22 protein-coding genes and 2 rRNA genes are annotated in these 23387 nt (G+C 36.2%); 20 read left to right on the top strand and 4 right to left on the bottom strand.

The genetic code is table 11. The features are described from left to right. Positions 1-265 (top strand): 23S ribosomal RNA (locus F606_RS0105910); the annotation flags it as partial. Positions 266-387: 122 nt separating this feature from the next. After that, positions 388-504 (top strand): 5S ribosomal RNA (gene rrf, locus F606_RS0105905). A 263-nt stretch (positions 505-767) separates the two neighbouring features. Here rrf and F606_RS0105900 read toward each other — a convergent pair. Continuing rightward, complete coding sequence (locus F606_RS0105900) at positions 768-2780, bottom strand: cellulase family glycosylhydrolase (RefSeq protein ID WP_019552954.1); 2013 nt, start codon at positions 2778-2780, stop codon at positions 768-770. 419 nt (positions 2781-3199) lie between these two features. On the opposite strand from F606_RS0105900, the gene F606_RS0105895 reads away from it, so the two are divergent. Beyond that, positions 3200-4546: an S-layer homology domain-containing protein gene (locus F606_RS0105895; protein WP_019552953.1), complete on the top strand. Its 1347-nt coding sequence runs from the start codon at positions 3200-3202 to the stop codon at positions 4544-4546. 190 nt (positions 4547-4736) lie between these two features. On the opposite strand, the gene F606_RS0105890 is transcribed toward F606_RS0105895, so the two are convergent. Continuing rightward, the gene (locus F606_RS0105890; RefSeq protein ID WP_019552952.1) at positions 4737-5450 is read right to left on the bottom strand and encodes a GntR family transcriptional regulator; all 714 of its coding nucleotides are present in this window, start codon (positions 5448-5450) and stop codon (positions 4737-4739) included. A gap of 340 nt (positions 5451-5790) precedes the next feature. Here F606_RS0105890 and F606_RS0105885 point away from each other — a divergent pair, with 340 nt between their 5' ends. The 14 genes from F606_RS0105885 (at position 5791) to F606_RS0105820 (ending at position 18177) form a co-directional block, all read left to right on the top strand. Continuing rightward, positions 5791-6429: an HAD family hydrolase gene (locus tag F606_RS0105885; protein ID WP_019552951.1), complete on the top strand. Its 639-nt coding sequence runs from the start codon at positions 5791-5793 to the stop codon at positions 6427-6429. A gap of 200 nt (positions 6430-6629) precedes the next feature. Continuing rightward, entirely contained in the window at positions 6630-6929 is a 300-nt protein-coding gene (locus F606_RS0105880; RefSeq protein WP_019552950.1) for a PTS sugar transporter subunit IIB, read from the top strand. A gap of 14 nt (positions 6930-6943) precedes the next feature. After that, entirely contained in the window at positions 6944-8254 is a 1311-nt protein-coding gene (locus F606_RS0105875) for a PTS sugar transporter subunit IIC (protein ID WP_019552949.1), read from the top strand. A gap of 106 nt (positions 8255-8360) precedes the next feature. Beyond that, positions 8361-8678: a PTS lactose/cellobiose transporter subunit IIA gene (locus F606_RS0105870; RefSeq protein ID WP_019552948.1), complete on the top strand. Its 318-nt coding sequence runs from the start codon at positions 8361-8363 to the stop codon at positions 8676-8678. 43 nt (positions 8679-8721) lie between these two features. Beyond that, entirely contained in the window at positions 8722-9390 is a 669-nt protein-coding gene (locus F606_RS0105865; RefSeq protein ID WP_019552947.1) for an SGNH/GDSL hydrolase family protein, read from the top strand. Between the two features lie 61 nt (positions 9391-9451). After that, positions 9452-10858, top strand: coding sequence for a glycoside hydrolase family 1 protein (locus tag F606_RS0105860; protein ID WP_245542086.1), 1407 nt, complete (start codon positions 9452-9454; stop codon positions 10856-10858). A gap of 197 nt (positions 10859-11055) precedes the next feature. Then, complete coding sequence (locus F606_RS0105855) at positions 11056-11769, top strand: GntR family transcriptional regulator (RefSeq protein WP_019552945.1); 714 nt, start codon at positions 11056-11058, stop codon at positions 11767-11769. A gap of 97 nt (positions 11770-11866) precedes the next feature. Further along, positions 11867-12832: a type I phosphomannose isomerase catalytic subunit gene (locus tag F606_RS0105850; RefSeq protein ID WP_019552944.1), complete on the top strand. Its 966-nt coding sequence runs from the start codon at positions 11867-11869 to the stop codon at positions 12830-12832. A gap of 224 nt (positions 12833-13056) precedes the next feature. Beyond that, positions 13057-13479: a PaaI family thioesterase gene (locus tag F606_RS0105845; RefSeq protein ID WP_019552943.1), complete on the top strand. Its 423-nt coding sequence runs from the start codon at positions 13057-13059 to the stop codon at positions 13477-13479. 164 nt (positions 13480-13643) lie between these two features. Then, positions 13644-14393, top strand: coding sequence for a MurR/RpiR family transcriptional regulator (locus F606_RS0105840; RefSeq protein ID WP_019552942.1), 750 nt, complete (start codon positions 13644-13646; stop codon positions 14391-14393). 149 nt (positions 14394-14542) lie between these two features. After that, positions 14543-15400, top strand: a complete 858-nt coding sequence (locus F606_RS0105835; protein WP_019552941.1) for a tagatose bisphosphate family class II aldolase — start codon at positions 14543-14545, stop codon at positions 15398-15400. A 17-nt stretch (positions 15401-15417) separates the two neighbouring features. Beyond that, entirely contained in the window at positions 15418-16344 is a 927-nt protein-coding gene (locus F606_RS0105830) for a 1-phosphofructokinase family hexose kinase (RefSeq protein WP_019552940.1), read from the top strand. Then, positions 16341-17750, top strand: coding sequence for a PTS fructose transporter subunit IIC (locus F606_RS0105825; protein WP_019552939.1), 1410 nt, complete (start codon positions 16341-16343; stop codon positions 17748-17750). Before F606_RS0105830 ends, F606_RS0105825 begins: the two co-directional genes overlap by 4 nt. Continuing rightward, positions 17734-18177, top strand: a complete 444-nt coding sequence (locus tag F606_RS0105820; protein WP_019552938.1) for a PTS sugar transporter subunit IIA — start codon at positions 17734-17736, stop codon at positions 18175-18177. The genes F606_RS0105825 and F606_RS0105820 overlap by 17 nt, the downstream gene beginning before the upstream one ends. 49 nt (positions 18178-18226) lie before the next feature. Here F606_RS0105820 and F606_RS0105815 read toward each other — a convergent pair whose 3' ends face one another. Then, positions 18227-18961 (bottom strand): YczE/YyaS/YitT family protein, encoded by a 735-nt coding sequence (locus F606_RS0105815; RefSeq protein ID WP_019552937.1) that lies wholly within the window; start codon positions 18959-18961, stop codon positions 18227-18229. A gap of 131 nt (positions 18962-19092) precedes the next feature. Next, complete coding sequence (locus tag F606_RS0105810) at positions 19093-19668, bottom strand: xanthine phosphoribosyltransferase (protein ID WP_019552936.1); 576 nt, start codon at positions 19666-19668, stop codon at positions 19093-19095. A gap of 214 nt (positions 19669-19882) precedes the next feature. Here F606_RS0105810 and F606_RS20685 point away from each other — a divergent pair, with 214 nt between their 5' ends. From F606_RS20685 to F606_RS0105795, 3 genes are all read left to right on the top strand, one after another. Then, positions 19883-20776 carry a CYTH domain-containing protein gene (locus F606_RS20685; protein WP_019552935.1) on the top strand — a complete coding sequence of 298 codons (894 nt, stop codon included), beginning with the start codon at positions 19883-19885 and terminating at the stop codon, positions 20774-20776. A gap of 202 nt (positions 20777-20978) precedes the next feature. Then, a complete protein-coding gene (locus F606_RS0105800; protein ID WP_019552934.1) occupies positions 20979-22019 on the top strand; it encodes a M48 family metallopeptidase in 1041 nt (346 codons plus the stop codon). A gap of 206 nt (positions 22020-22225) precedes the next feature. After that, complete coding sequence (locus F606_RS0105795; RefSeq protein WP_019552933.1) at positions 22226-23383, top strand: glucose-1-phosphate adenylyltransferase; 1158 nt, start codon at positions 22226-22228, stop codon at positions 23381-23383. Positions 23384-23387: the final 4 nt, after the last annotated feature.

The following is a 23387-nucleotide window of genomic DNA, read 5'->3' as shown; positions in this document are numbered from 1 at the left end:
CTTGAAGGGATCTGCTCCTAGTACGAGAGGACCGGAGTGGACGAACCAATGGTGTACCAATTATTGCGCCAGCAGTACAGTTGGGTAGCTACGTTCGGAAAGGATAAACGCTGAAAGCATCTAAGCGTGAAACCAGCCTTAAGATGAGGTTTCTCACAGAGCAATCTGGTAAGACCCCTTGAAGAAGACAAGGTAGATAGGTCGGGAGTGGAAGCGCAGTAATGTGTGCAGCGGACCGATACTAATAGGTCGAGGGCTTGACTTAAAGCCAGAACGAAAACTAAAATGCAAACATTTCTTTCTTCTGTATAGTTTTGAGAGAACAAACTCTTAAGATAAAGTAGGCTGAAGTGAAAACTTTAGCAAGCAGTATCTAAAAAAAGAATATCTGGTAGTGATAGCCAAGTGGACCCACCTGTTCCCATACCGAACACAGTAGTTAAGCACTTGAACGTCGAAAGTACTTGGGTGGAAACGCCCTGGGAGGATAGAAAACTGCCAGTTAAACTAAAAAGCACTCATGTATATGAGTGCTTTTTTCGTATGGGGAAATAGGAAGATATCTTATAAGTTGCATTAAATATTTATATGGAAATCGTTAGGAATGGGGAATGATGCCCCTATATTCTTTTCATGGCAGACTGGATAGCTATAATTTCCAAGACATTATATATTCATTGTAATACGTGTTATGAATTGCACATAAGAAAAAGCAGGGAATCGTTTCCCTGCTTTTTCTATAGAACATGTGTCTAGATAGCGGTTAATTAATCTACTTCTTTAAGCAATTCAATATTATCAAAATAGATTGGACCTTCATATTTAAACATGTTTGCAACCAGATCAATATCAAGTTCATTCTTATCTTTTGATTGTCCATTAAACATATTCGTAACTTGTAATTTTACGTATTCCTTTCCGTTGAATGTAACAGTCGGTAATTGACCGATATAAGCATTGTTTTGATCTACACCACATTTTACCCAGCCTGGTGTAACAACGACATATGGTCTTAGCTGAGCATGGGCTGGTAAGCCTTCTTTGGGAATATAAATGTCATACTTACAGCCGGCATAAGGGGTTAGATCTATACCTTTAAGAGCTATTCTAAGTTCTTCCCAATCTGAAACTCCCGGGAATTTAACATCGAGTTGTAACGAACCATTTCCCACTTCTTTCGTGTATTTTACATCTTTAATTTCCGCTTGATATATGCCATTTTGATCCCATCCATCTAGTCCTTTGTTGAAATCAAATACTTTTTCACTAACCAATTTTCCTTGTTTGTTTCTAATATTGATTATATCTGATGTAGTTGCTGAGGTTCCATCCTTAAATTGAACTACAGCTGAAATAGGCATTTTACCATTTTCTTCTTTTGATACATCAAGATCATACCTATAGTTGCCAGCATTTGCTTTCATTATAATATTTTTATTTTTTTGTGTTGAAAGCAATACGTTACTTATTTCTTTACCGTATGGTATGACTTTAACTTCTACTAAAGCTAAATCTTTGGTTCTTTCATTTTTGCTTGGTGCCGTAATGTAAATATGTGGAGTTCTTGTTACTTTTTCACCATTCATTAACTTTGCATTTTCTTCGAAAATTTTAACGCTTGCCGCGTTTTCTTTTTTATTATATACGATTCTAAGACTATCGTTATCAGGATAAAGTCCATCTGCATCTGGCTTTAAATCATCAATACCGGTTAAAAGCCAAAACATACTACCACTATAACCAAGTTCATATGCTAAATTATTCCAAGTTTCATAAGCATAGTCACGATTCGTCACACTTGTTTTTAATATGCCATATTCTTCAAATACAACTGGTTTATTAGCTGTTTTAGCTAAATCAGCATGAGCTTTTAACCAAGCACAACCTGCTTTTACACCATCTTTCCACGGATCACCCCAATAATCGGGATATAAATGTACCGTACCATAGTCAATTGTAGGTAAGGCAATCACTTGACTCCAGTCAAGCCCTTTTGAACCATTATATTCGAGGATTGTACTTTTAGGATCTTTAATAAATCCTTCTTCACCCAAGGCTACAAGATGTTTCGCATCAACCGATTTAACATATTCACTCATTTCTTTTGTCCAGTTAAAAAGTGTTTTTCCGGACGGGTCGGATTCACAACGAGCTTCATTTGTTAATTCCCATGTCATGATCGTAGGGTCATCCATATACTTTACACCAGTATAGGTATTCACTCTATTTAGCATGTGATTTACGTAAGCTTTATAAGCACTTTTAATGGTTTCATTCGTATAAAACCCGTCATGTCTATTTGGGCCTTTTGTCCACTTCACATAAGCATTCATACCACCAAAGTCATCCCAATTATTTACTAAAACTATAACTAATTTTATGCCTTTTTCATTCGCTTTTTTAATAGCATAGTCTAAGCGTTCAAAGCCACTTTCTGCATATTCACCGATGCGGGGTTGCATTTCTATTTTTGGTTCGCTTGTTTTCCCTTCGCCAGTACCGTCAATAAATCCCCAGCAGCGCATCACTTTTAAGCCCATTTTACTACCATTATCCATTACATCATCAATCATTTTATTAGAACGATAATGAAAATAGTAATTATTTGAACCAGAAAATCTAAATTCTTTACCATTTAACATGAGTTTATCACCTTGGCGAGTCACAAAATTACGATTTTGTTCCTTACTATCATTGGCTAAAGCAACAGGGGTAACTGTTATGATTGAAAATAAACATAAGGCTAACATAATAAAAGAAACAGAAAAAAATCTTTTCATAATACAAGTCTCCTTTTTATTTGAATTATCATTGAATCATTTTCGATACTGCTTGCCTTATAAGAAAGCAACATTCATTTACGTTTATATCTTAGAAAGGTCTTTCGATAAACATCTCCTTTAAATTTTCTTTTTTCTAAATAATTGGTGCATTCTTTTTCATTTTTAATTATAGAATTAAGTATACTCTTTGTCAATTAAAGTTATGTCTTTTATGAATATTATTTATATGAAATACGCTTTTTCTTTAATAAGCCAATTGTTATACAATATATCTTTAAAATAAAGACAGCATATTTTTATATATTAAAAGTTATATCTTTTATTGACAATATAATTTTTTTATTGTATTATCGTATTTAAATAAAACTTCATTTTTTTAAGTTTTATTTAAAAAGTAAGGGGAGAGAGGAAGAATTATGAGAAACAAAAAGAAGGTTATTTTATCGGTCTTATCTACACTCATTATCAGCACCAGTGTAGCATCAGCAGCCGCTGCTAATCAGTTATACTCTGATGTAGCACAGGATAACTGGGCGGTAGCCGCTGTCACCAAACTAACGAATGACGGTATTGTCACAGGCTATGGCGATGGCACGTTCCGCGGTGATCGCGCGATCACCCGCTATGAAATGGCGCAAATGATTGCCAGCGCTCGCACACATTCTGAAAAAGCCAGCGAAGCGGACAAGGCTCTGATCCAGCGTCTGTCTAATGAATTTTCCGATGAGTTGAATTCTCTTGGCATCCGTATGCAGAATGTTGAAAAGAAGACCGACAACGTAAAAGTAAGCGGCATTTTTGCCAACAAGGCCATGAAAGGCATTACAGGCGGCAATACTTGGTGGGAAAAAGAACTGTTTTTGAACGTCGATGGCGATGTCGGCGATGGCTGGAAACTCCACGGCGGTCTTGATTGGAAATGGGGAACCAACACTAAGGGCTGGAATGGAGAAGAATCCTTCTCTGATCTTTATGGCACCTCGAATAAAGAGGTTAATGCCATGATTTACCAACTATATGCCCAGGGTCCGGTCGGCAAAGGTCTCACCACCACGGTTGGTCTATTCACACCTAGTCTGCAGGAAGGTGTTGTTGGCAATGCCCGCACCAAAGGTGTTGAGCTTGACTACAATATTGGCAAAAATACCCTTCGCGCCTATACCGGCAAAGTGTATGAAAAGAATGGTGATCTGTCCTCACCATGGTCGGATGGTTTCATCCGTAATGGCAATCGTTATGATTTCTATAATGATGGAAGCACGCGAGATGATATGACACTTCGTGTCAATGGTTTTTCTGCAGAGCATGCTTTCACGCCTAAAACTGCTGCCGGAATTGGCTACTACAGATTGAAATCCCCAAATGCTTATGACAGCAGACTGGGTATTGTCGCGCTCAATGCCCGTCAGAAATTAGACGATAATCTCGATCTCGTGGGATTCTATTCTCACGGTAACCAGGGGCATCAGGATAATGCTTATGACATCAAGTTCGTCTACAATGGTAGTCCATGGGGAAGCAACAAATGGGGTTCATCCATCGGCTATCGTTACCTTGGCGCTGATGCCCTGATTCTGTCCAGTGTGGTTAACGGCAGCGAAAAGCCAGGCAGCAAGGGGATGGAGGCCAGCGTTTGGTACCACTTCACAAAAAACATTCAGATGCAGAACTATTTCTTCTTTGGTAAGGCAATTGACGCTGACTATGCCGGAAGTCATCCCAATCATACAGCGTTCTTCTCAAATTTCATCTTCGCTTTCTAATTACAAGTTTGATTTCTCAAAATAAATTATTGAATTGCACTACTATGATGAAGATCATTCTAGAGTCTTTACTTCGAATTATTTTCTTTTTTTATATGAATTACATAAAAAAACAGTCATTGAGGAAATATAGACACTCAATGACTGTTTTTTTTATGATATTTTTGATAAAAAATTATACAGAGATGAATTACGCTCTGATACTTAAAGTTTTAAAAATAATTTTATCACTACGATGTCGAGAAATAGAATGTTCAAAGGCACGACCATCATCCAAATAAGCAACTTGCTCCACTTCCAACACTGGGAAATTAGTATCTACTTTTAAATATTCTTGTTCGATCTCATTTGGCCACATTGCTCGTATTGCACGATGCGCAGACTGAATCTTTAATTTTAATCTACTTTGAATATAATGATAAATAGAATCCAATAGAACATCATGCTTTAGACCTGGGATGATATCTAATGGCATCTGCGTATATTCTACAACAAACGGTTCTGTATCCGCATAGCGGGCACGAATAATATCATAGATAAAGCTATCTATATCTATTTGTAATTTATCAGCAACATCAGCGGATGGATGGACGATTTCAAATCGAATAATATTTGATTTGATACTTTTTCCTTGATTGGCTTCGGTAAACCCTGTAAATTGTTGTACTAGGCTAAGTTCTTGTACTGTCGCATCATTGACGGATTTTACAAAAGTTCCGGCACCACGTCGCTTGATTACAAGTCCGGCCGTAACTAATTCATCGACGGCTTTTTTTATTGTAATGCGGCTTACATTATATATTAAGCACATTTCCTTTTCTTGAGGAAGCTGCTCGGATGGCAAATAAAGTTTATTTAATATTTTACGGCGCAAGTCTTTGGCAATTTCTTGATATTTAACCATAATTGCATTTCCTCCTTTCACGCTATACCCTTTGTGCAAAAATATATAGTGAATTTTTTTATAGACTCTATAAATGTTGATGCATCTCGAATATTTTAGAATAGAATACTTGTAGTGAGCGTTTCATTTTTCTCTAGAATTATATACAAGAATAGTGTATTTGTCAATAAAAGACATATCTTTTACTGATAAAGAAAAATTCGTTTTCTATATACAATTTTTATTGAATCATAGTATACAAGACAAGATAGAGTTCATTGCATATTGGCATGTACATTTGGCAAGTGATGATAAATATGGTAAGCTAAGTTTAAAAGTACCGAAATGAGGTTGATTGTAAATGAAAGCATTTATTTTTGATATGGATGGGGTTATTATTGATAGTGAGCCTTTACATAATGAAGGGATTTTAAAAACGTTATCATATTTCAAAGTTTCTTTTACCCCGAGAAATCTTGAGCAATATGCGGGAACGACTACAGCATTTCTTTTTAATAAAATAGTCGAAGAACGAAATTTACAGTTATCCATCGATGAAATGGTAGCCTATAAGGATCAGCATGTTATTAAGGGGATTCGCGAAATGAATTTAAGGCCAATTCCGGGAATTCTTGATTTGCTGTCAGCATTAAAGGTGCTTGAAATTCCTATAGCGATTGCATCATCCTCTGCTTTTCCAGTTATTGATGCAGTTGTAGAAAAATTTCAACTTTCCAATCAATTTGATATAATCATGAGTGGTGAATCGTTACCGCAAAGTAAGCCGGACCCAGCTATTTATTTACTCACAGCTAAGCAACTTGGTGTAAACCCCGTGGATTGTGTGGTCTTGGAAGATGCCAGTTTAGGTGTACAGGCTGCAAAAGCCGCAGAGATGTTTTGTATTGCTTTTCAAAATAAAAATTCTGGTAAGCAAAATTTATCACAGGCAGATCAAATTGTAGCAAAAATTTCCGATATTGATGTCAGCGTATTGTAGTCCGAAAATAAAATATTTTTAAATTTAAAATAAAAACAGGTCACGTATAAAATATACTTGACTTGTTTTTATTTTGTTCTAAGCATTTCTTTTGTCAATAAAAGATATATCTTTTATTGACAAAAGAAATGCTTAGAAGTATAATTTTTGTAGGAAGAAAGAAAAACAAGCTGAACCAATAAAAATCAGGAGGTAGGACTATGAATATCTATTTAGTTTGTAATGCCGGAATGTCAACATCTATTTTAGTCAAGAAAATGCAGGATGCAGCAAAAACTCAACAGATTGATGTGAATATTGAAGCTTTTTCAGTCGAAATATTGGATGAAAAAGTAGACTCAGCGGATGTGATTTTATTAGGACCACAAATTCGTCATATGTTGCCGGATGTTAAAAAAACGGTAGGCGATCAATGCCCCGTAGAAGTAATTGATATGCGGGATTATGGCATGATCAATGGGGAAAAAGTTCTAAGTAAAGCATTGAAATTAGTTGGATAGGAGGAGAATATTAAATGGGTAATGCTGTTTCGAAACTTGAAAAAATAATGATGCCGCTTGCGGGAGTCATTTCTAGTAATAAATATTTGTTAGCAATGAGAGATGCATTTTCGATTATCTTACCGTTTATGATTGTTGGTTCAATTTTTGGGATTATGAGTTGGGTTGTTCTTGATCCACAAGGTACTGTTATGGGGGTAAATGGTTTAAATGTCGGTGCCTCACTCACTGGTCTGACGGGGGAAGCGTATTTAGCTTCTGACTTTGTTACAAAGTTGAAAAATTTGCAGACTTTGTGTGGATTAGTTACGACTATTGGTTTTGATGTATTTTCGCTCCTTTTAGTTTTATCGTTTTCGTATCGTTTAGGTGGTATTTGGGGCGGTGAAAAATTTATGACCGCACTAACCGGTGTTGCGGCATTTTTAATTGTTACACCGCAAAAAATCGGTGATGCGGGTGGATTTAGTACAGCTTATTTTGGGAATAAAGGCGTTTTGACAGCCATCCTTGTTGCGACAGTCGCTTCGTGGCTTTTTGTTAAATTATCAAAAAATAAAAAACTTAAAATAACGATGCCGGATAGTGTTCCACCAGCGGTGGCTCAGTCATTTGCAGCACTTATTCCAGTTGGTATAACTTTGGGACTTTTTGCTACTTTTTCAGCAATTTTGATTTGGTTTGATATACCAGCACTTAATAATTTAATTTATTTGGCAATTCAAGCACCGCTTTTAGGTTTTTCACAAGGTCTTGGTTTTTCACTTTTGTATCAATTCTTAGTTTGGTTCTTCTGGTGGTTTGGTATTCATGGGCATAATGTCACGGCGGCAATTCAAAATTCGATTTATATGCCAGCGCAACTTGCCAATCAGGCGGGTGATGCTTCTTATATTTTCAGTAATGGCTTTTTTGAAGCTGGTTTAATGCACATCATGGGATTGGTCATTGCTATTTTCTTATTTTCTAAAAAAGATAGTTGGCGTGCTGTTGCCAAAATTGGTGCACCAGCCATGTTATTTAATATTCAGGAACCACTCGCCTTTGGGTTGCCAATTGTGCTCAATCCAATTTTATTGATACCGTATATTTTGGCACCGTTAGTAAATACGATAATTGGTTGGCTGGTTATTTCAGGTGGTCTGGTGCCGATTTTTCGCTTTGTGGTTCCGTGGACAATGCCTCTGTTTTTTGGTGGCATGATCGGTACAGGTTCTCTAGCCGGTGGACTTTTACAAGTAGTATGGCTAGTGGTAGATATCATAATCTATGCACCGTTTGTTATAGCTTCGAATAAGATTAAAGATGGTTATGAGGAGAAATAAATAAAGTCTTTTGCAGACTGCAAACAATTTAGACTTGCACCTTGTTTTGTGGGTGAGTCAAGGATGAGCTCGAAAATGGTTGTTTATGGATTTGGAGGAAAGATGAATGGATGAAAAAATAGTAGAACAGTCCATGCAGTTAATTTTATATGCTGGTACAGGTCGTTCCATGGTTTTGGAAGCAGTAAAAAAACTATTGGAAGATAATGATGTTGTCAAGGCGAAAGCGGCTATCACAGCAGCTGGTAAAGAAATCGGTAAAGCACATGAAATTCAAACAGCACTTATGGCAGCAGAATGTGATGGAGAACCGATAGAAAAATCAATTCTCTTGATTCATGCACAAGATCATTTTATGAATGCTTTGACTGTCCGCGATATGGGATTGCTTATGGTACAAATGTATGAGAAATTAGAAAAATAAGATTTAGACTTCGTTAATATGGATTACGGGAGGTGAGCATGTTATGCGTGAAGAGATGATTTATAATCCGAATTTCTATCAGCTGCGGGAATATATGATTCAAACAATTCTCAGGATTATTGCTGATAATAAAAAATCGAAACCGCATGGTGTTTTGTTTTTTGGTGATTCCATTACCCAATGGTATAATATAGAAAAATATTATCCGGAAATCTCCGTAAAGTATAATTCAGGTATTGCCGGAGCTACATCCGAATCATTACGTTGGATTTGCGATGAAGCGGTAATCAAATATCATCCCCAGCTTATTGTTTTAATGGTGGGGACGAATGATTTTGGCAATACTAATATGCGAAGTCCTCGTGATGTTGGTTGTAATGTGCGAGTTTTACTTGATTTAATATGGGGCAATTTACCAAATACAAAAATTTTATTATTAGAAACCTTGCCCTGCGATGAAAAACGACAAGGAGCGTTTGTGGGGAAAAAGATGCGATCCAATAAAATGATAGCCTTATTAAATGAAGAGTATAAAAATTTGGCACAGCTTTTTCCTGACTTGATTTTAGTTCCGACTTGTGCAACGTTTTTCAATGAAGAGGCAAATTCAATCATTCCCGCATATACAATTGATGGATTACACTTGAGTGATGGTGGATATAGACGATTAACACAAATCATTCAGCCCGTTTTGCAAAAATATGTAAAATAATTGTAATTTATTAGAAAAGATGCATCATTGTATCAAATAACGATAGGCAAAAAAAATAGAGGTGGCAATTTTGAGTATAAAATATAAGTTCCCAAAAAATTTTTGGTGGGGGGCAGCGACCTCAGGTCCACAGACAGAGGGACGTTTTAATAAAAAGCATGCAAATGTTTTTGATCATTGGTTTGATATTGAAAAAAATGCATTTTTTAATGGGGTTGGACCAAATGTTGCATCCAATTTTTACAATAGTTATAAAGAGGATATAAAAATGATGGCTGATATTGGACTGAATTCAATTCGGACATCGATTCAATGGACACGATTAATTAAAGACTTTGAGACGGCGGAAGTTGATACAGAAGCCGTTGCTTTTTACAATCAGGTGATTGATGAATTTCTTAAAAATAAGATTATTCCTGTAATGAATTTGCAGCATTTTGATTTGCCGGTTGAATTGTATGATAAATATGGCGGATGGGAATCCAAACATGTGCTTGACTTATTTGTTTTATTCGCCGAAAAATGCTTTGCACTTTTTGGTGACAGGGTAAAACATTGGATTACCTTTAATGAACCAATGGTTATCGTGGAAGGTCAATATTTGTATAAATTTCACTATCCCAATATTGTGGATGGTAAAAAAGCCGTTCAGGTATTATATAATTTAAATTTGGCTTCGGCTAAAGTTGTGGCGGCATTTAAACAGTCAAAATGTGCAAAACAAGGCGGTGAAATTGGTGTTGTTTTGAATTTAACACCTTCTTATCCGCGGTCACAAGCCGAGGACGATATAAAAGCCGCTGCTTTTGTCGAAGATTTTTTTAATAAATCTTTTCTGGATCCAGTGGTAAAGGGTGAATTTACACCATCACTGGTTCAAACATTACGAAAAGATGGTGTATTATGGGAATCTACGGCTGAGGAATTGGCGATTATAAAAAATAATACAGTTGATTTTTTGGGCGTCAATTATTATCAGCCACGGCGGGCTAAAAGCAAAGGGGCTGTCTGGGACAAGACAAAAAGCTGGATGCCAGATAAGTACTTTGATGACTATGAACTCCCGGATCGTCGAATGAATCCTTATCGTGGTTGGGAAATATACCCACAGGCGATGTATGATATAGCAATCAATATTCGAGATAACTATAATAATATTCACTGGTATATATCAGAAAATGGAATGGGCGTTGAGGGGGAAGAAAAGTACCGTAATGCGGATGGTTTAATCGAAGATGTGTACCGTATTGATTTTTATGAAGAACACTTACGTTATCTGTATAAAGCGATTCAAGATGGGGCAAATTGCTTTGGCTTTCATGCTTGGACAGCGATTGATTGCTGGTCATGGTCAAATGCTTATAAAAATCGTTACGGTTATATAGCAGTTGATCTGATAACTCAAATAAAAACAATAAAAAAATCAGGCTATTGGATTAAAAACGTAGCGAAGGAAAATGGATTTTAATAAATAAATATAAAACAAGGCTGTCTTGTACATGTTTTATCAGCAGTGTTTCTTCGAAACATAACTGAAAAATGTAAAAAGATAAGCCTTGTTTTTTTTGCTGCTAAGATATACTTTTTTTATAAGAGTAGTTCTAATTTTAAGTTAGACGAGATCATGATATAATAAGAATATGTACGAACAAAGGAGAAAGTTCGATGATAAAATATCAAGAGATTGCTAACGATATAAGAAAAAACATTTTAGCAGGACAATATTTGTCGGGGGTGCAGCTTCCACTCGAAAAAGAAATGTGCGCACAGTATAATGTAAGCCGTATCACCATAAAAAAAGCAGTGGATGAACTGGTCAAACTAGGTCTTGTTATTAAACGACGTGGAGCAGGTACTTTTGTTAAGTCCATTGATGATGAAGATGCAAAGGATCTGAGCATGGCTAGACAATTTACAGGCTTTACAGAAACTAACAAAGGGAAAACACTTCGGACTGAAATTATTAAGTTTGATGTTGTACATCCTGATAAGGAAATTGCCGCTAAGCTGCAAATCGCGACGGACGATTTTGTTTATGATATTATTCGAGTTCGTTTTGCCGATGGGATGCCAATTGTAATCGAATATACAAAAATGCCGATCAATTTGATTCCAGGAATTAAAAAAGATGTTTTGTTAAAATCCATTTATTTTTATATTCAGCATCAATTGAAGCTTAAAATCCAGTCGGCACATCGCTCGATTCGAGCTATTTCACCGAATGCCTTGGAAATAGAGCATTTAAAGGTTAGGGACTCATTCCCTCTTTTAGAAGTAGAACAGATTGCTTTTTTAGATGATGGACGTGCCTTTGAATATTCCATTTCACATCATCGCAGTGATCAGATTGTTTTTAAGTCGGTTAGCATTCGGCAGTAAAATCTTCAGCGATACTTTCCCAAAAGCTTAACTATTTTTAGTATAATAAGTAAATAGAAAAGAAAATATATAATACAGTAAAAGGAGCAATAAAAGTATGTTATATCCATTAAAACTCATAGCACCATTAAAAGATTACATTTGGGGCGGTACTGCTTTAAAAACAAAATACAATCAAAAATCTGAGCTTGAAAAAGTTGCAGAAAGCTGGGAGCTTTCTTGTCATAAAGATGGGCAAAGTCTGATCGCAAATGGGGCAGCTTCTGGTATGACTTTAACTGACTATATTGAGCAGCAAGGTAAAAAAATTTTAGGCAGCAATGCGGAGCGTTTTACCTATTTTCCATTGCTTATTAAATTGATTGATGCAAAAGATAATTTATCGGTGCAAGTTCATCCGGAAAATGAATATGCACTTCGCGTTGAAGGTGAATATGGCAAGACGGAAATGTGGTATATCGTTGATTGTGAACCAGGAGCGGAACTTTTATATGGGTTCAAACATGAAATATCAAAGGAAGAATTTAAACAGCGTATTGAAAATAACACGTTGTTAGAAGTGTGCAATAATGTACCAGTCAAAAAAGGTGATGTATTTTTTATCGATGCTGGTACGCTGCATGCTATAGGGAAAGGTATTTTAACGGCAGAGATACAACAAAATTCGAATACAACCTATCGTATTTACGATTATGGACGTTTGGGTAAAGATGGTAAGCCGCGTGATTTACATGTTCAAAAAGCACTTGATGTAACGAAGCTGAGTCGTCCAACAAAACCTACAGTTCCTGAAGCAGAAATGCATTTTTTTGCTGATTATGATATGAAATTATTAGCACAGTGCGAATATTTTACAGTGTATCATTTTGATCTTATACGTCAATGCAATTTGAATGCAGATACAGATACGTTTCATTCTATTCTCGTATTAGAAGGTGAATTGGCTCTTTCATATGGAGAAGGTAAAATGATATTGAACAAAGGTGAAAGTGCATTTATTCCCGCGGGTATGGGGAACTATAGTTTACACGGTGAGGGTGAATTCATTTTAAGTATGGTGTAAATCTATCCAATAAAAAATAAGGTTATTGCAAATGTGTTTTTGCAGTAACCTTATTTTTTCGAAAATGCAATATTTGAGCACGAAACAAGCTATTATATATATAAGTTGCATTAAATGTTTTATTACGCAGGAAGCAAACGACCCTATATCCCGTTCCTGGCAGCCTAATAGGCTAGATGCAATTTCCATTATATATAGTAATGTATTTGAAAGTGAGTGGAATTATGGAAGAAACGTTAAAACGAGTAGAGATGTTGTTATTGTCATTTTATCAGGATAATCCATTTGTCCAATATTTAGGTATCAAAGTAGAATCGGTGGAATTTGGCAAAGTACAGTTATCAATGCAGATTCATCATGAATGTACAAATGTTTATAAAATCGCCCATGGCGGGGCGTTAATGTCAGTAGCGGATACGGCTATGGGGGCGGCTTGTTTGAGTGTGAATAAAAAAGTTGTGACCCTCGATTTTAATATAAACTTAATGAAAGCTGTACCGGAAGATCAATTGATCTATGCCGTTGGCCGGATTTTACATAATGGAGCGCGAACGATTGTGGCTGAATGTGATATTGTTGATGCAGCCGATAAAATTTATGGTAAGGCTCGAGGTACTTTTTTTGTTAATGAGAAATTTGCTGAGTAAGCAAACTATACTAATGAGGTGATTCAACTCATTATAATTTGTTTTTTATTAAAGTATATGCAGTCAAATGTTTGGTGTTACTGGCGGGGCAGCTGTTTGTGCAATTTCTATTTTTATACTATAATGAATTTAATAGAATTTTGTGATAAGTGAGGTTATGGTAAATGATTATTACGCTGGATTGTGCTATTCTGGATAATCTTTCCAAGACGGAACGACAGATTGTACAGTTTATCAATGAGCATGAGACCGATTTATCACATATGTCGATTGTGGATATTGCCTTTGAGACGTTTTCTTCACCATCTACGGTCTCCCGAGCGATTCGTAAATGTGGAATCAATGGATTTAATGAACTACGTTATAAATTAACGGTGCCAAGTGAAAATAAAGAATTAGTCAGCATTAATGAAATTATGAATAAGTCTTTGATTGAAGCAACGGAAGTTTTACAAAGAATGTCTCTTACGAATATCTTAGATATTGTTAAGGAAATCATATTGGCGAAAAATAAAAAAATCTATGTATTTTCGCGTGGTTTAACCGAACAAGTAGCTCGTGAATTTAGTTTAAAATTGGAACTATTGGATTATAATATAACTGAAACTGGTGATCCGAATATTATGGTGAAGTTAACCAAGTCCATTCACCAAGAAAATTTGATTGTCATATTCTCCTTGAATGGTCAAACAAGAGAATTGGTTGAATCTGCACAAAATGCTTATTTGGTAGGGGCAAAAGTTATTACAATTTGTTGTTCGGATAAAAGTCCATTACTACAGTATTCTTCAAAATACCTAATCGGTTATAAGCATGAAAAAATTGCTATAAAAGAATTTGAAGTTACATCCAGATTACCTTTGTTTATTATTGCAAGAATTTTAATTGATTATTTAGTAGAGCAAGAAAATTGATTCGTTCGTATTTTATATATTTACCTTAATTAAATATGTCTTACAATGAACAGTATGAAAATCTATTTGCAAAATGCGAAAAGATTTTCATGCTGTTTTCTTTTATGATAGAGATAGATAAAAGAAAATAGACAGGGAGATAGAATACTATGAACACAATTGTATCGACAAGACAAATGCTCCAGGATGCACAAACAAATCATTATGCGGTGCCGGCCTTTAATATTCACAATCTTGAAACATTTCAAGTGGTTGTTGATGCAGCAAAAGAAATGCGCTCACCCGTTATTATAGCTGTAACACCATCAACGATTGAGTATGCGAGAGGCGAATATGTTGTGGCGATGGCCCGCGTTGCCGCTAGAAGTACACAAACACCAGTAGCTATACACTTGGATCATTTTGAAGAAATAGCAAACATAAAACAAGCGATTGATATTGGTTTTCGATCTTGCATGATTGATGCTTCAAAAGATATTTTATCGAAAAATATAACGATAGTAAAAGAGGTTGTAGCTTATGCGCACCGTTATGATACGACAGTAGAAGCGGAACTTGGTAAATTAGTAGGTATGGAAGATGATCTAGTAGTAGCTGAAAAAGATAGTATTTATACGAATCCAGCAGATGCCGTGAAATTTGTTGCAGCGACAAATATTGATTCATTAGCGGTTGCGATTGGAACAGCACATGGTTTATACAAAGGTGAACCAAAGCTGGATTTTGATCGATTGAAGGAAATTCGTGCACAAATTGATATACCGCTGGTTTTACATGGTGCATCGGATGTACCAGATGAACTGGTGAAAAAGGCTATTTTATTTGGAATTTGTAAAGTAAACGTAGCAACAGATCTTAAAATACCTTTTTCCAATGCAGTTAAGAAGTTTTTCTTGGAAAATCCAAAGGCAAATGATCCAAGAAAATATATGACGCCGGGTAAAGAAGCTATGAGAGCAGTCGTAACACATAAAATCAAAGTTTGTGGAAGCTTAAATCGTTATTGAAATCGGAGTGAATAGCCATGATTTATACATTGACAACAAATCCAGCGATTGATATGAACTTGATGGGAAATGCTATCCGGCCTAACCAGGTGAATCGTACAGCTAATACTGTGTATTCACCAAATGGTAAGGGGATAAATGTTACTCTGGTTTTAAAGCATTTTGGCGTAAATTCTGCGGTACTTGGATTTTTTGGCGGATTTACGGGACACTATATTATGGACGAACTTGAAAAACGTGAAGTTCAAGTATTACCAGTCTGGGTTGAGGATAAAACGAGAATTAATATTTTTGTAAATGATGGCAGTGATGAATATAAATTCGTTAACAGTGGTTCTTTTGTACCAGTTGAGAAACAGGTAGAATTTATCGATAAATTAAAAAATCTTACAGATTGTGAATATCTAGTGATTAGTGGTAGTTTACCAGCTGGGATTGGCGAAGAGTATTACGAAAAAATTTTAGATATATGTCAAGAGAAAAGTATAGAGGTTATTTTAGATATTAGCTCAAGTAAATTAAAAGATTTATTGAAGTATAAACCATTACTGATAAAGCCAAATGATGAAGAAGTTCAAAAAATATTTGGTATTACGATTCAATCAAAAACTGATATTAACAGGGTCATGAGTTTTTTTAAAACAGAAGGAGTTAAGAATGTACTTTTGACATTAGGCGAGAAAGGTTCTTACTTTAGTGATGGGCATACGATTTATGAGTGCAGTGCACAGCCAGTGCATTTGATTAGTTCTGCTTGTGCTGGTGATGCAGCTTTAGGTGCATTTTTGAGTGAGTGGCTAATAACGCAGGATATAGTGAAAGCACTAAAAAAATCAGCAGCAGTCGGAGCCAATGTGGCGGAAAGTGATGCTCTGGGGGATTTTAAAAAAGTAGATTCATATATAAATAATATACGGGTGCGAAAGGTAGGGACTTTATCATGAAAAAAATTTTAGGCGTAACAGGATGCCCAACTGGAATAGCGCATACTTTTATGGCAGCTGAAGCTTTAAAAATGGCAGCAAAAGAATTAAATGTTGAAATTAAAGTTGAGACAAATGGTGCGATTGGTGTCGAAGATGCTTTGACCTGGGATGATATCCAGCAAGCTGAGTGTATTATAGTTGCCTGTGATAAAAAAGTTGATATGGAACGCTTTAATGGAAAACCTGTTATTGAAGTGTCGGTAGCACAAGGTATTCAACGAGCTAAAGAGTTGGTTTTAGAAGCAGTAAGTGGAAATGTTACGGTGCGAGGTGGAAGTGAAGTGCATCATCACATCGGTGCTTTTGATGAAAAACCTAGTATTGGTCATGTAATTTACAAACACCTTATGAATGGTGTTTCACATATGATTCCTTTTGTTGTAGCTGGCGGTGTATTGATAGCCATTTCTTTTTTATGGGGTATTTATTCTTTTGATCCAAATTCGGAACAATATAATCCAACGGCAGCTCTTTTGAAGCAGGTAGGTGGCTACTCGATGGGGCTTATGGTTCCGATACTTACGGCGTATATTGCACAGTCTATAGCGGATCGACCAGGGCTTATTGCCGGATTTGTGGCAGGGACGATTGCGGCAGCTACGGGGTCCGGATTTTTGGGTGGCATTATCGGAGGATTTTTAGCCGGATATACTGCGCTTGGATTGGTAAAAGCTTTAGCTGGTTTGCCAAAACAATTTGAAGGATTAAAGTCAATTTTTGTTGTACCACTGATTAGTGTTGCGTTTGTCGGCGTAATAATGTGTTTTCTGTCAGGACCGGTTGCAGCAGTCAATGAATATATGATGGTGTTTTTATCAAATTTGCAAAATTCGAGCCCGATTTTACTTGGTATTGTAATTGGCTGTATGTGTGCTTTCGATATGGGCGGTCCAGTCAACAAAGCAGCTTATGTTACAGGTACATTACTTTTAGGTCAAGGCAATTATTATTTTATGGCAGGGGTATCGGCTGCTTGCATTACTCCACCGATTTTAATTGCGATAGCAACAACCGTATTTAAAAATAGATTTACGAAAGATGAACGTGCAGCTGGGGTAGTAAATTATATTCTCGGATTTACGCATATTACCGAAGGCGCTATTCCTTTTGCAGCGAAATCACCACTTAAAGTTATTCCAATTCTAATGTTAGGGTCATCGATTGCAGCTGTTTTAACATATTTACTTAAAATACAAGTACCAGCACCACATGGCGGATTTTTAATTCTTGCACTAGTTGATCAGCCGATTGCCTGGGTTTTAAGCATTTTTATCGGTTCAGGCATAGGTGCGGTTTTATATGGCTTTAGTAGAGAAAAACTTATTGATAGTGAAGGAGACGAAAGGCATGGAACTATTTCGTGAAGATACGATTTATCTCGATTTTAAAGCACAATCGAAACATGAGACCATTGTCAAATTGGTAGATTTGCTAGATCAAGCTGGAATTTTAAATGACAAAAATATATACCAACAGGAAATATTGGCACGCGAAGAGCAGTCAACAACAGGCATTGGTTTTGGAATTGCCATTCCACATGCACAAACAACAGCCGTGAAGGAAACCAGAGTAGCCTTAGCTATATCAAAAAATGGAATTGATTATGACAGCGAAGATAAGACGCCAGTCTATCTCATTTTTATGATTGCTGCCTGTAATGATGAGGCTGATCTGCATTTGCAAATGCTTGCGCAGTTATCACGTAAACTCATTGATCCAGTTTTTCGCAATCGATTAATGGCATGCACAACAAAAAAGACTGCCTTACAGATCTTACAGGAAATAAAATAAAAACAGAGTGTATATTCAAGCTTCAACTTGTCTATACACTCTGTTTTATTTAAAATCCTAAAGCGGAAAATGTTACAATGAGAATTGCTGATTTTAAGTGCAGGTAATTATGTGATGTATAGCATTGCGCGTGTAAAGTGGCTCGAAAGGCTAAGATACCTTGACGATTTACACTGCTGAGATGTTTGATGCAGAATCTGGCAATGAAACCTACGAATAAAGCAGAAATTACAGTTCCTTCACGAAGACCCTCAATACTAGCGAAATAAATAATGGATAAGATTCCGCAGAGTATAACCATAGATATATCAAAGCAGGTTTTAACCTTACCAAAGTCGAATTTCCAATGGGTAGCTATTGCATTGACAGTTGCTTCACCTGGCAGCATGACAACGTTGCCGATAATTTGTAGTGCGACACCCAAGCCGAGTGCGCTACAGCCAAGCAGCAAGGTTAAAAGTTTTAGTATATAGATTTCGGGAACATAGGAGCTTAGTACGAACATAATCAGATCAATGAATGCACTAAATATAAAACTCATCGGAATTTGCAGTATCTGGATATAGGAAAAATTTCGTTTTAAAATGAGAAGCTGTATACTCATAAGAATAATATTTAAGATAAACATTAAGGTACCTAAGGAGAGGTGATATTTGAGATTTAAAATATAGGGAAGACTCGAAATTGGTGAAGTACCAAGGCCGCCTTTTATGATTAGGCAGAGTCCCAACGAGGTAAGGAAAAGACCAAAAATAAATAAGATATAACGTTGTAATAATGACATAGTATAAATCCTTTCTGACGATACTGTATAAAATAAGAAAAACCCACGTATAATAGTGGGTTTTTCTTATTACTTATATAGTATATAACTGAAATATATAAATATCAACATGTTTGTTTTTATAAAAAAGATTATTCCTCAACAAATTCAATTTTGCAATCCGCAAGGGATTTTATGCGGGCTAAAGATTCAATACGGTAACCTGCCGCAGTGAGTTTACTTTTGCCAATTTGAAAAGATTTTTCAATTGCTATACCGATGCCGACTACTTTTGATCCAGCTTCTTCAACCATCTTAGCAAGTCCTAAAGCCGAGTCACCATTAGCAAGAAAGTCATCAATGATCAATACATTTTCAGCGGCAGGTAAAAACTTTTTGAGAACAGAAATGGTATTTGTTTCTTTTTTTGTATAAGAAAACACTTTTGTCGAATACATTGATTCGGTCATCAAAATTGATGTGCGTTTACGAGCGAAAACGAGGGGCACGCCTAGTTTCAAGGCGGTAGTAAGACCAATAGCAATTCCTGATGCTTCAATAGTCAGCACGCGGTCGATTTTGCAGTCGTGAAACCGTTTGGCGAATTCTTCTCCCATTTTTAAGGACAATTCTGGATCAATTTGTTGATTGAGAAATGAATCAACCTTTAGAACATTGCCGGGAAGCGAGAAGCCTTCTTGCAAAATACGCTGCTTTAATAATTCCATAAAAAATAAACCTCCAAAATATTACGAAAAGGGGCTGTAATGACTGAAATGGACAAAGCCTCTTGTGTATAAAATCTATTGTTAAAATTTTAGCATTTTGTTCGCTGGTTGTAAATGTTAAGATGAAGAGTTTTTGCATTATGTGATAAAATCTATATAAACGAGTCATATATTGAAAAATTTAATGTAAATATTATGGGAAAAGGTGTATTTGATGAATAAGAACAAAGAAATTGAGTTGAAATTGCAAGTCATGGATGAACATGTCTGGCCGATGATTGGTACGTATATAAAAAATTTGCGAGGGGTGAAGCATTCGGATAAAATTCACTTGCGGGCAAATTATTTTGATACGGTAGATGAACGGCTAAGCAAAGCAAGGTTATCATATCGAGTCCGTCGAGAAAATGATGTATGGATTGCTACGATTAAAGGGGATGGGTCATCGCTTGGCGGACTTCATTCTCGCATGGAAATCAATGTTCCGGTTCATTCATCAAAACCGGATCTAAGTGTTTTTCAAGCAAATGATATTCATAAAAAAATTTTACAAGTGCTGGATGGAGGTGTACTCGAAGGGATTGTTCAGACGGATTTTGAACGCGAGGCAGTACTGTTTGAACAAAATGAAACATGGATCGAAATTGCCCTCGATCAAGGCAGCATTATCGCTGCGGATAAAAAAAGCCCGATATTAGAGGTAGAGCTTGAACTTAAAAAGGGGAAGGCTGCTGAGCTGCTGTCTTTAGGAGCGCAATTAGCAGGGCAGTTTCCCTTACGAATTGAGTCAAAAAGCAAATTATTCCGCGGGCTCATTTTGGCGGGGCGAGCAAAAGAAAACCCGGTTTCTTTTTTAGATAGTTCAAATCCACTTTATTATGTATATGAATTGTTGGACTTAATTTCTCAAGAATGGACAGAGGAAAAACAAGTGGATAGCAGACAGCATTTAAAGACACTAGCTGGATTGCTTTCTTATCGCCAGCAAATAATAGGAGTGGAAATTGAACTACAAGAAATCTATAATAAACTTAATGAAACAGGTAAATATGATAGGCAAAAATACATGTTTAGCTTATTACAGATTTGGAAAAATATGATTTTGTAACAGGTTGGTTATATAATTAAAAAAATACAACTTAAAAGTGAAAACTTATGTATTTTAGCAGGGAATAAAATTTTTTCATAGAATATATAAAATATATAAAATTGTTAGAAAAATTTTTATTAAAACAAGATTATATATTTTATATATATGCTGTAATAACTGCCTGAATATGAGTCTTTTGAGTATGAAAGGATGATCTTTTTTGAGGCAGTGTTTTAGTTTTAAAAGATTTTTTATCGGAATACTTTTTTTCAATGTTTTTATGGTATCGGCAGCACAGGCTGGTATCATCAGTACGAAGCAGGAAATTGCGATTGGGCAAAGTGCTGTGAAACAGATTGAAACACAGTATAAATTAGTAGATGATCCGGTTTTGCAAGAGCGGGTTAGTAAGATTGGCCGGAGAATTGCTGCAGTCAGCGATCGCCCTAATTTACCTTATACATTTAAAGTTCTTGATGTGGATGAGGTCAATGCTATGGCACTACCAGGGGGATTTGTATATATCAATAAAGGTCTAACAGATTGTATGTTGACCGATGATGAACTCGCTGGAATTATTGGTCATGAGATTGGTCATATTGTGAAACGTCATTCGATGGCACAACTAGAAAAGACATTAGGGATGGCGGTTCTCCTGGGTGGACTTTTTGGTGGACGTGAAATTGGTGCAGAAATGATTGCCCTTAATGCAATTGCTGCTGGTTATAGCCGCAGTGATGAACGTGAAGCAGACAAGCTTGGCTTTGAACAATCTGTCAAAGCAGGCTATAATCCGTATGGATCATTGATAGGTCTAATGAAATTAGCGGAATTGAATCCTGACGTGAAAAGCGATTTGTTTTCCGATCATCCGGAAGCTGCAGAGCGAATTAAGCTTATGCAGCAGTACTTAGAAAAAAAACATATTTATCCAACAATTATAGAAGATACAAGTACTGCATCAGCACAGGTTATCGACGGTAGTTGGTTGTTACCGCCAATTAAGATCAGTGCGGAAAAGTTGACACCTTGTTATCGAGCGTATTTGACAGCAGGGCGGTTGTATCAAATAGCCCAGCAACCAGATTATTCCGCCGATCACTATATTTTAGATACAGATGGCAGCAACATGAGTATTTATTACGATGATAACTTGCTTATCACGCTGATGCCGGAAGATGCTTTGGCTGCGGGTACAACATTAGAGGAATTGACAAAAAATTATGTAGAAACATTAAAGAAATGGAGAATACATAATTAAATATAGAATTATTTTACAATATGAACGATTAAGTAAGTAAGTAAGCGATGATTGTAAATCTCATAAGTAATACAGTTTATATAGGAACATGATATCGGTCCACAGTTTGTAGATGAGAATATGGATATTCTTATCTACAGGTTTATAAATATATTATGTGGTGTTGTAAACAGAAAAGTATGAAAACAATTCCAGGGGGAGTTTTTATGAGAAAAACAGAATGCTTAGCAATGATTTTGGCAGGTGGTCAAGGAAGTCGGCTGGGAGCGCTAACGAAAAAAATTGCGAAACCAGCAGTACCGTTTGGGGGGAAATATCGTATTATCGATTTTCCTTTAAGTAATTGTTCCAATTCGGGAATTGACAAAGTAGGTGTACTTACACAATATCGTCCATTGGAATTGCATAGTTATCTTGGAACTGGCGGAGCCTGGGATCTTGACCGAAATGGCGGCGGTGTGTTTATTTTGCCTCCATATGCCCAGGAAAAAGGTGCGGACTGGTATAAAGGCACCGCGGATGCAATCTATCAAAATATCAATTTTATCGAAATAACGAATCCGGAATATGTTTTGATTTTGTCGGGTGATCATATTTATACGATGGATTACTCATGGATGATTGAATCGCATAAAATGAATAAAGGTGAAGCGACCATTGGTGTAATAGAAGTACCGTGGGAAGAAGCTCCGCGCTTTGGCATTATGAGTACGGACAAGAAGGGTCGCGTTACTGAGTTTGCAGAAAAACCGTCAAAACCAAAAAGCAATCTTGCTTCGATGGGAATTTATGTTTTTAATTGGAAATTCTTGAAACGTTATTTGGAGGAAGATGCAAAAGATAGTGTATCGAATCATGATTTCGGTAAAAACATTATTCCAAAAATGTTAGCAGCCGATGCGAAACTTTTTTCTTATGCTTTTGATGGATATTGGAAAGATGTAGGTACAATAGCCAGCCTTTGGGAAGCGAATATGGATCTTTTGAAAGAAAATCCATCCCTTAATTTACATGATCCATTATGGAAGGTCTATTCCGTGAATCCATCGCTGCCACCACATTATATTGCGTCTACAGCCAATGTGACGAGTTCTATTGTAAGTGAGGGTGCCATGATTTATGGTGAGGTGGAAAATTCAGTTATTTTTCATGGTGTGAAGATTGGTAAAGGTGCAAAAATTATTAATTCGGTTATTATGCCATTTACAACCATTGGTGAAAATGCTTATATTGAAAAAGCAGTTGTGGCACAAAATTGTGAAATTGGCAGCGGGGCAAAAATTATTTCAGAAGATAACTCGGTTATCGTTGTTCCAGAAGGTGAAGTTGTACTCGCGGAAAATAGCAGTAAACAAGTTGGTTGATGTC

The sequence above is a fragment of the Propionispira raffinosivorans DSM 20765 genome (assembly GCF_000381065.1).
In the GTDB taxonomy this organism is placed as follows: domain Bacteria; phylum Bacillota; class Negativicutes; order Selenomonadales; family Selenomonadaceae; genus Propionispira; species Propionispira raffinosivorans.
Note: the sequence above shows the minus strand (reverse complement) of the source record. Positions and strands in the feature narration are given on the sequence as shown.

Coding starts and splice junctions, on each gene's coding strand:
- F606_RS0105900 (WP_019552954.1), bottom strand. CDS start 2,780: ATGAAAAGATTTTTTTCTGTTTCTTTTATTATGTTAGCCTTATGTTTA.
- F606_RS0105895 (WP_019552953.1), top strand. CDS start 3,200: ATGAGAAACAAAAAGAAGGTTATTTTATCGGTCTTATCTACACTCATT.
- F606_RS0105890 (WP_019552952.1), bottom strand. CDS start 5,450: ATGGTTAAATATCAAGAAATTGCCAAAGACTTGCGCCGTAAAATATTA.
- F606_RS0105885 (WP_019552951.1), top strand. CDS start 5,791: ATGAAAGCATTTATTTTTGATATGGATGGGGTTATTATTGATAGTGAG.
- F606_RS0105880 (WP_019552950.1), top strand. CDS start 6,630: ATGAATATCTATTTAGTTTGTAATGCCGGAATGTCAACATCTATTTTA.
- F606_RS0105875 (WP_019552949.1), top strand. CDS start 6,944: ATGGGTAATGCTGTTTCGAAACTTGAAAAAATAATGATGCCGCTTGCG.
- F606_RS0105870 (WP_019552948.1), top strand. CDS start 8,361: ATGGATGAAAAAATAGTAGAACAGTCCATGCAGTTAATTTTATATGCT.
- F606_RS0105865 (WP_019552947.1), top strand. CDS start 8,722: ATGCGTGAAGAGATGATTTATAATCCGAATTTCTATCAGCTGCGGGAA.
- F606_RS0105855 (WP_019552945.1), top strand. CDS start 11,056: ATGATAAAATATCAAGAGATTGCTAACGATATAAGAAAAAACATTTTA.
- F606_RS0105850 (WP_019552944.1), top strand. CDS start 11,867: ATGTTATATCCATTAAAACTCATAGCACCATTAAAAGATTACATTTGG.
- F606_RS0105845 (WP_019552943.1), top strand. CDS start 13,057: ATGGAAGAAACGTTAAAACGAGTAGAGATGTTGTTATTGTCATTTTAT.
- F606_RS0105840 (WP_019552942.1), top strand. CDS start 13,644: ATGATTATTACGCTGGATTGTGCTATTCTGGATAATCTTTCCAAGACG.
- F606_RS0105835 (WP_019552941.1), top strand. CDS start 14,543: ATGAACACAATTGTATCGACAAGACAAATGCTCCAGGATGCACAAACA.
- F606_RS0105830 (WP_019552940.1), top strand. CDS start 15,418: ATGATTTATACATTGACAACAAATCCAGCGATTGATATGAACTTGATG.
- F606_RS0105825 (WP_019552939.1), top strand. CDS start 16,341: ATGAAAAAAATTTTAGGCGTAACAGGATGCCCAACTGGAATAGCGCAT.
- F606_RS0105820 (WP_019552938.1), top strand. CDS start 17,734: ATGGAACTATTTCGTGAAGATACGATTTATCTCGATTTTAAAGCACAA.
- F606_RS0105815 (WP_019552937.1), bottom strand. CDS start 18,961: ATGTCATTATTACAACGTTATATCTTATTTATTTTTGGTCTTTTCCTT.
- F606_RS0105810 (WP_019552936.1), bottom strand. CDS start 19,668: ATGGAATTATTAAAGCAGCGTATTTTGCAAGAAGGCTTCTCGCTTCCC.
- F606_RS20685 (WP_019552935.1), top strand. CDS start 19,883: ATGAATAAGAACAAAGAAATTGAGTTGAAATTGCAAGTCATGGATGAA.
- F606_RS0105795 (WP_019552933.1), top strand. CDS start 22,226: ATGAGAAAAACAGAATGCTTAGCAATGATTTTGGCAGGTGGTCAAGGA.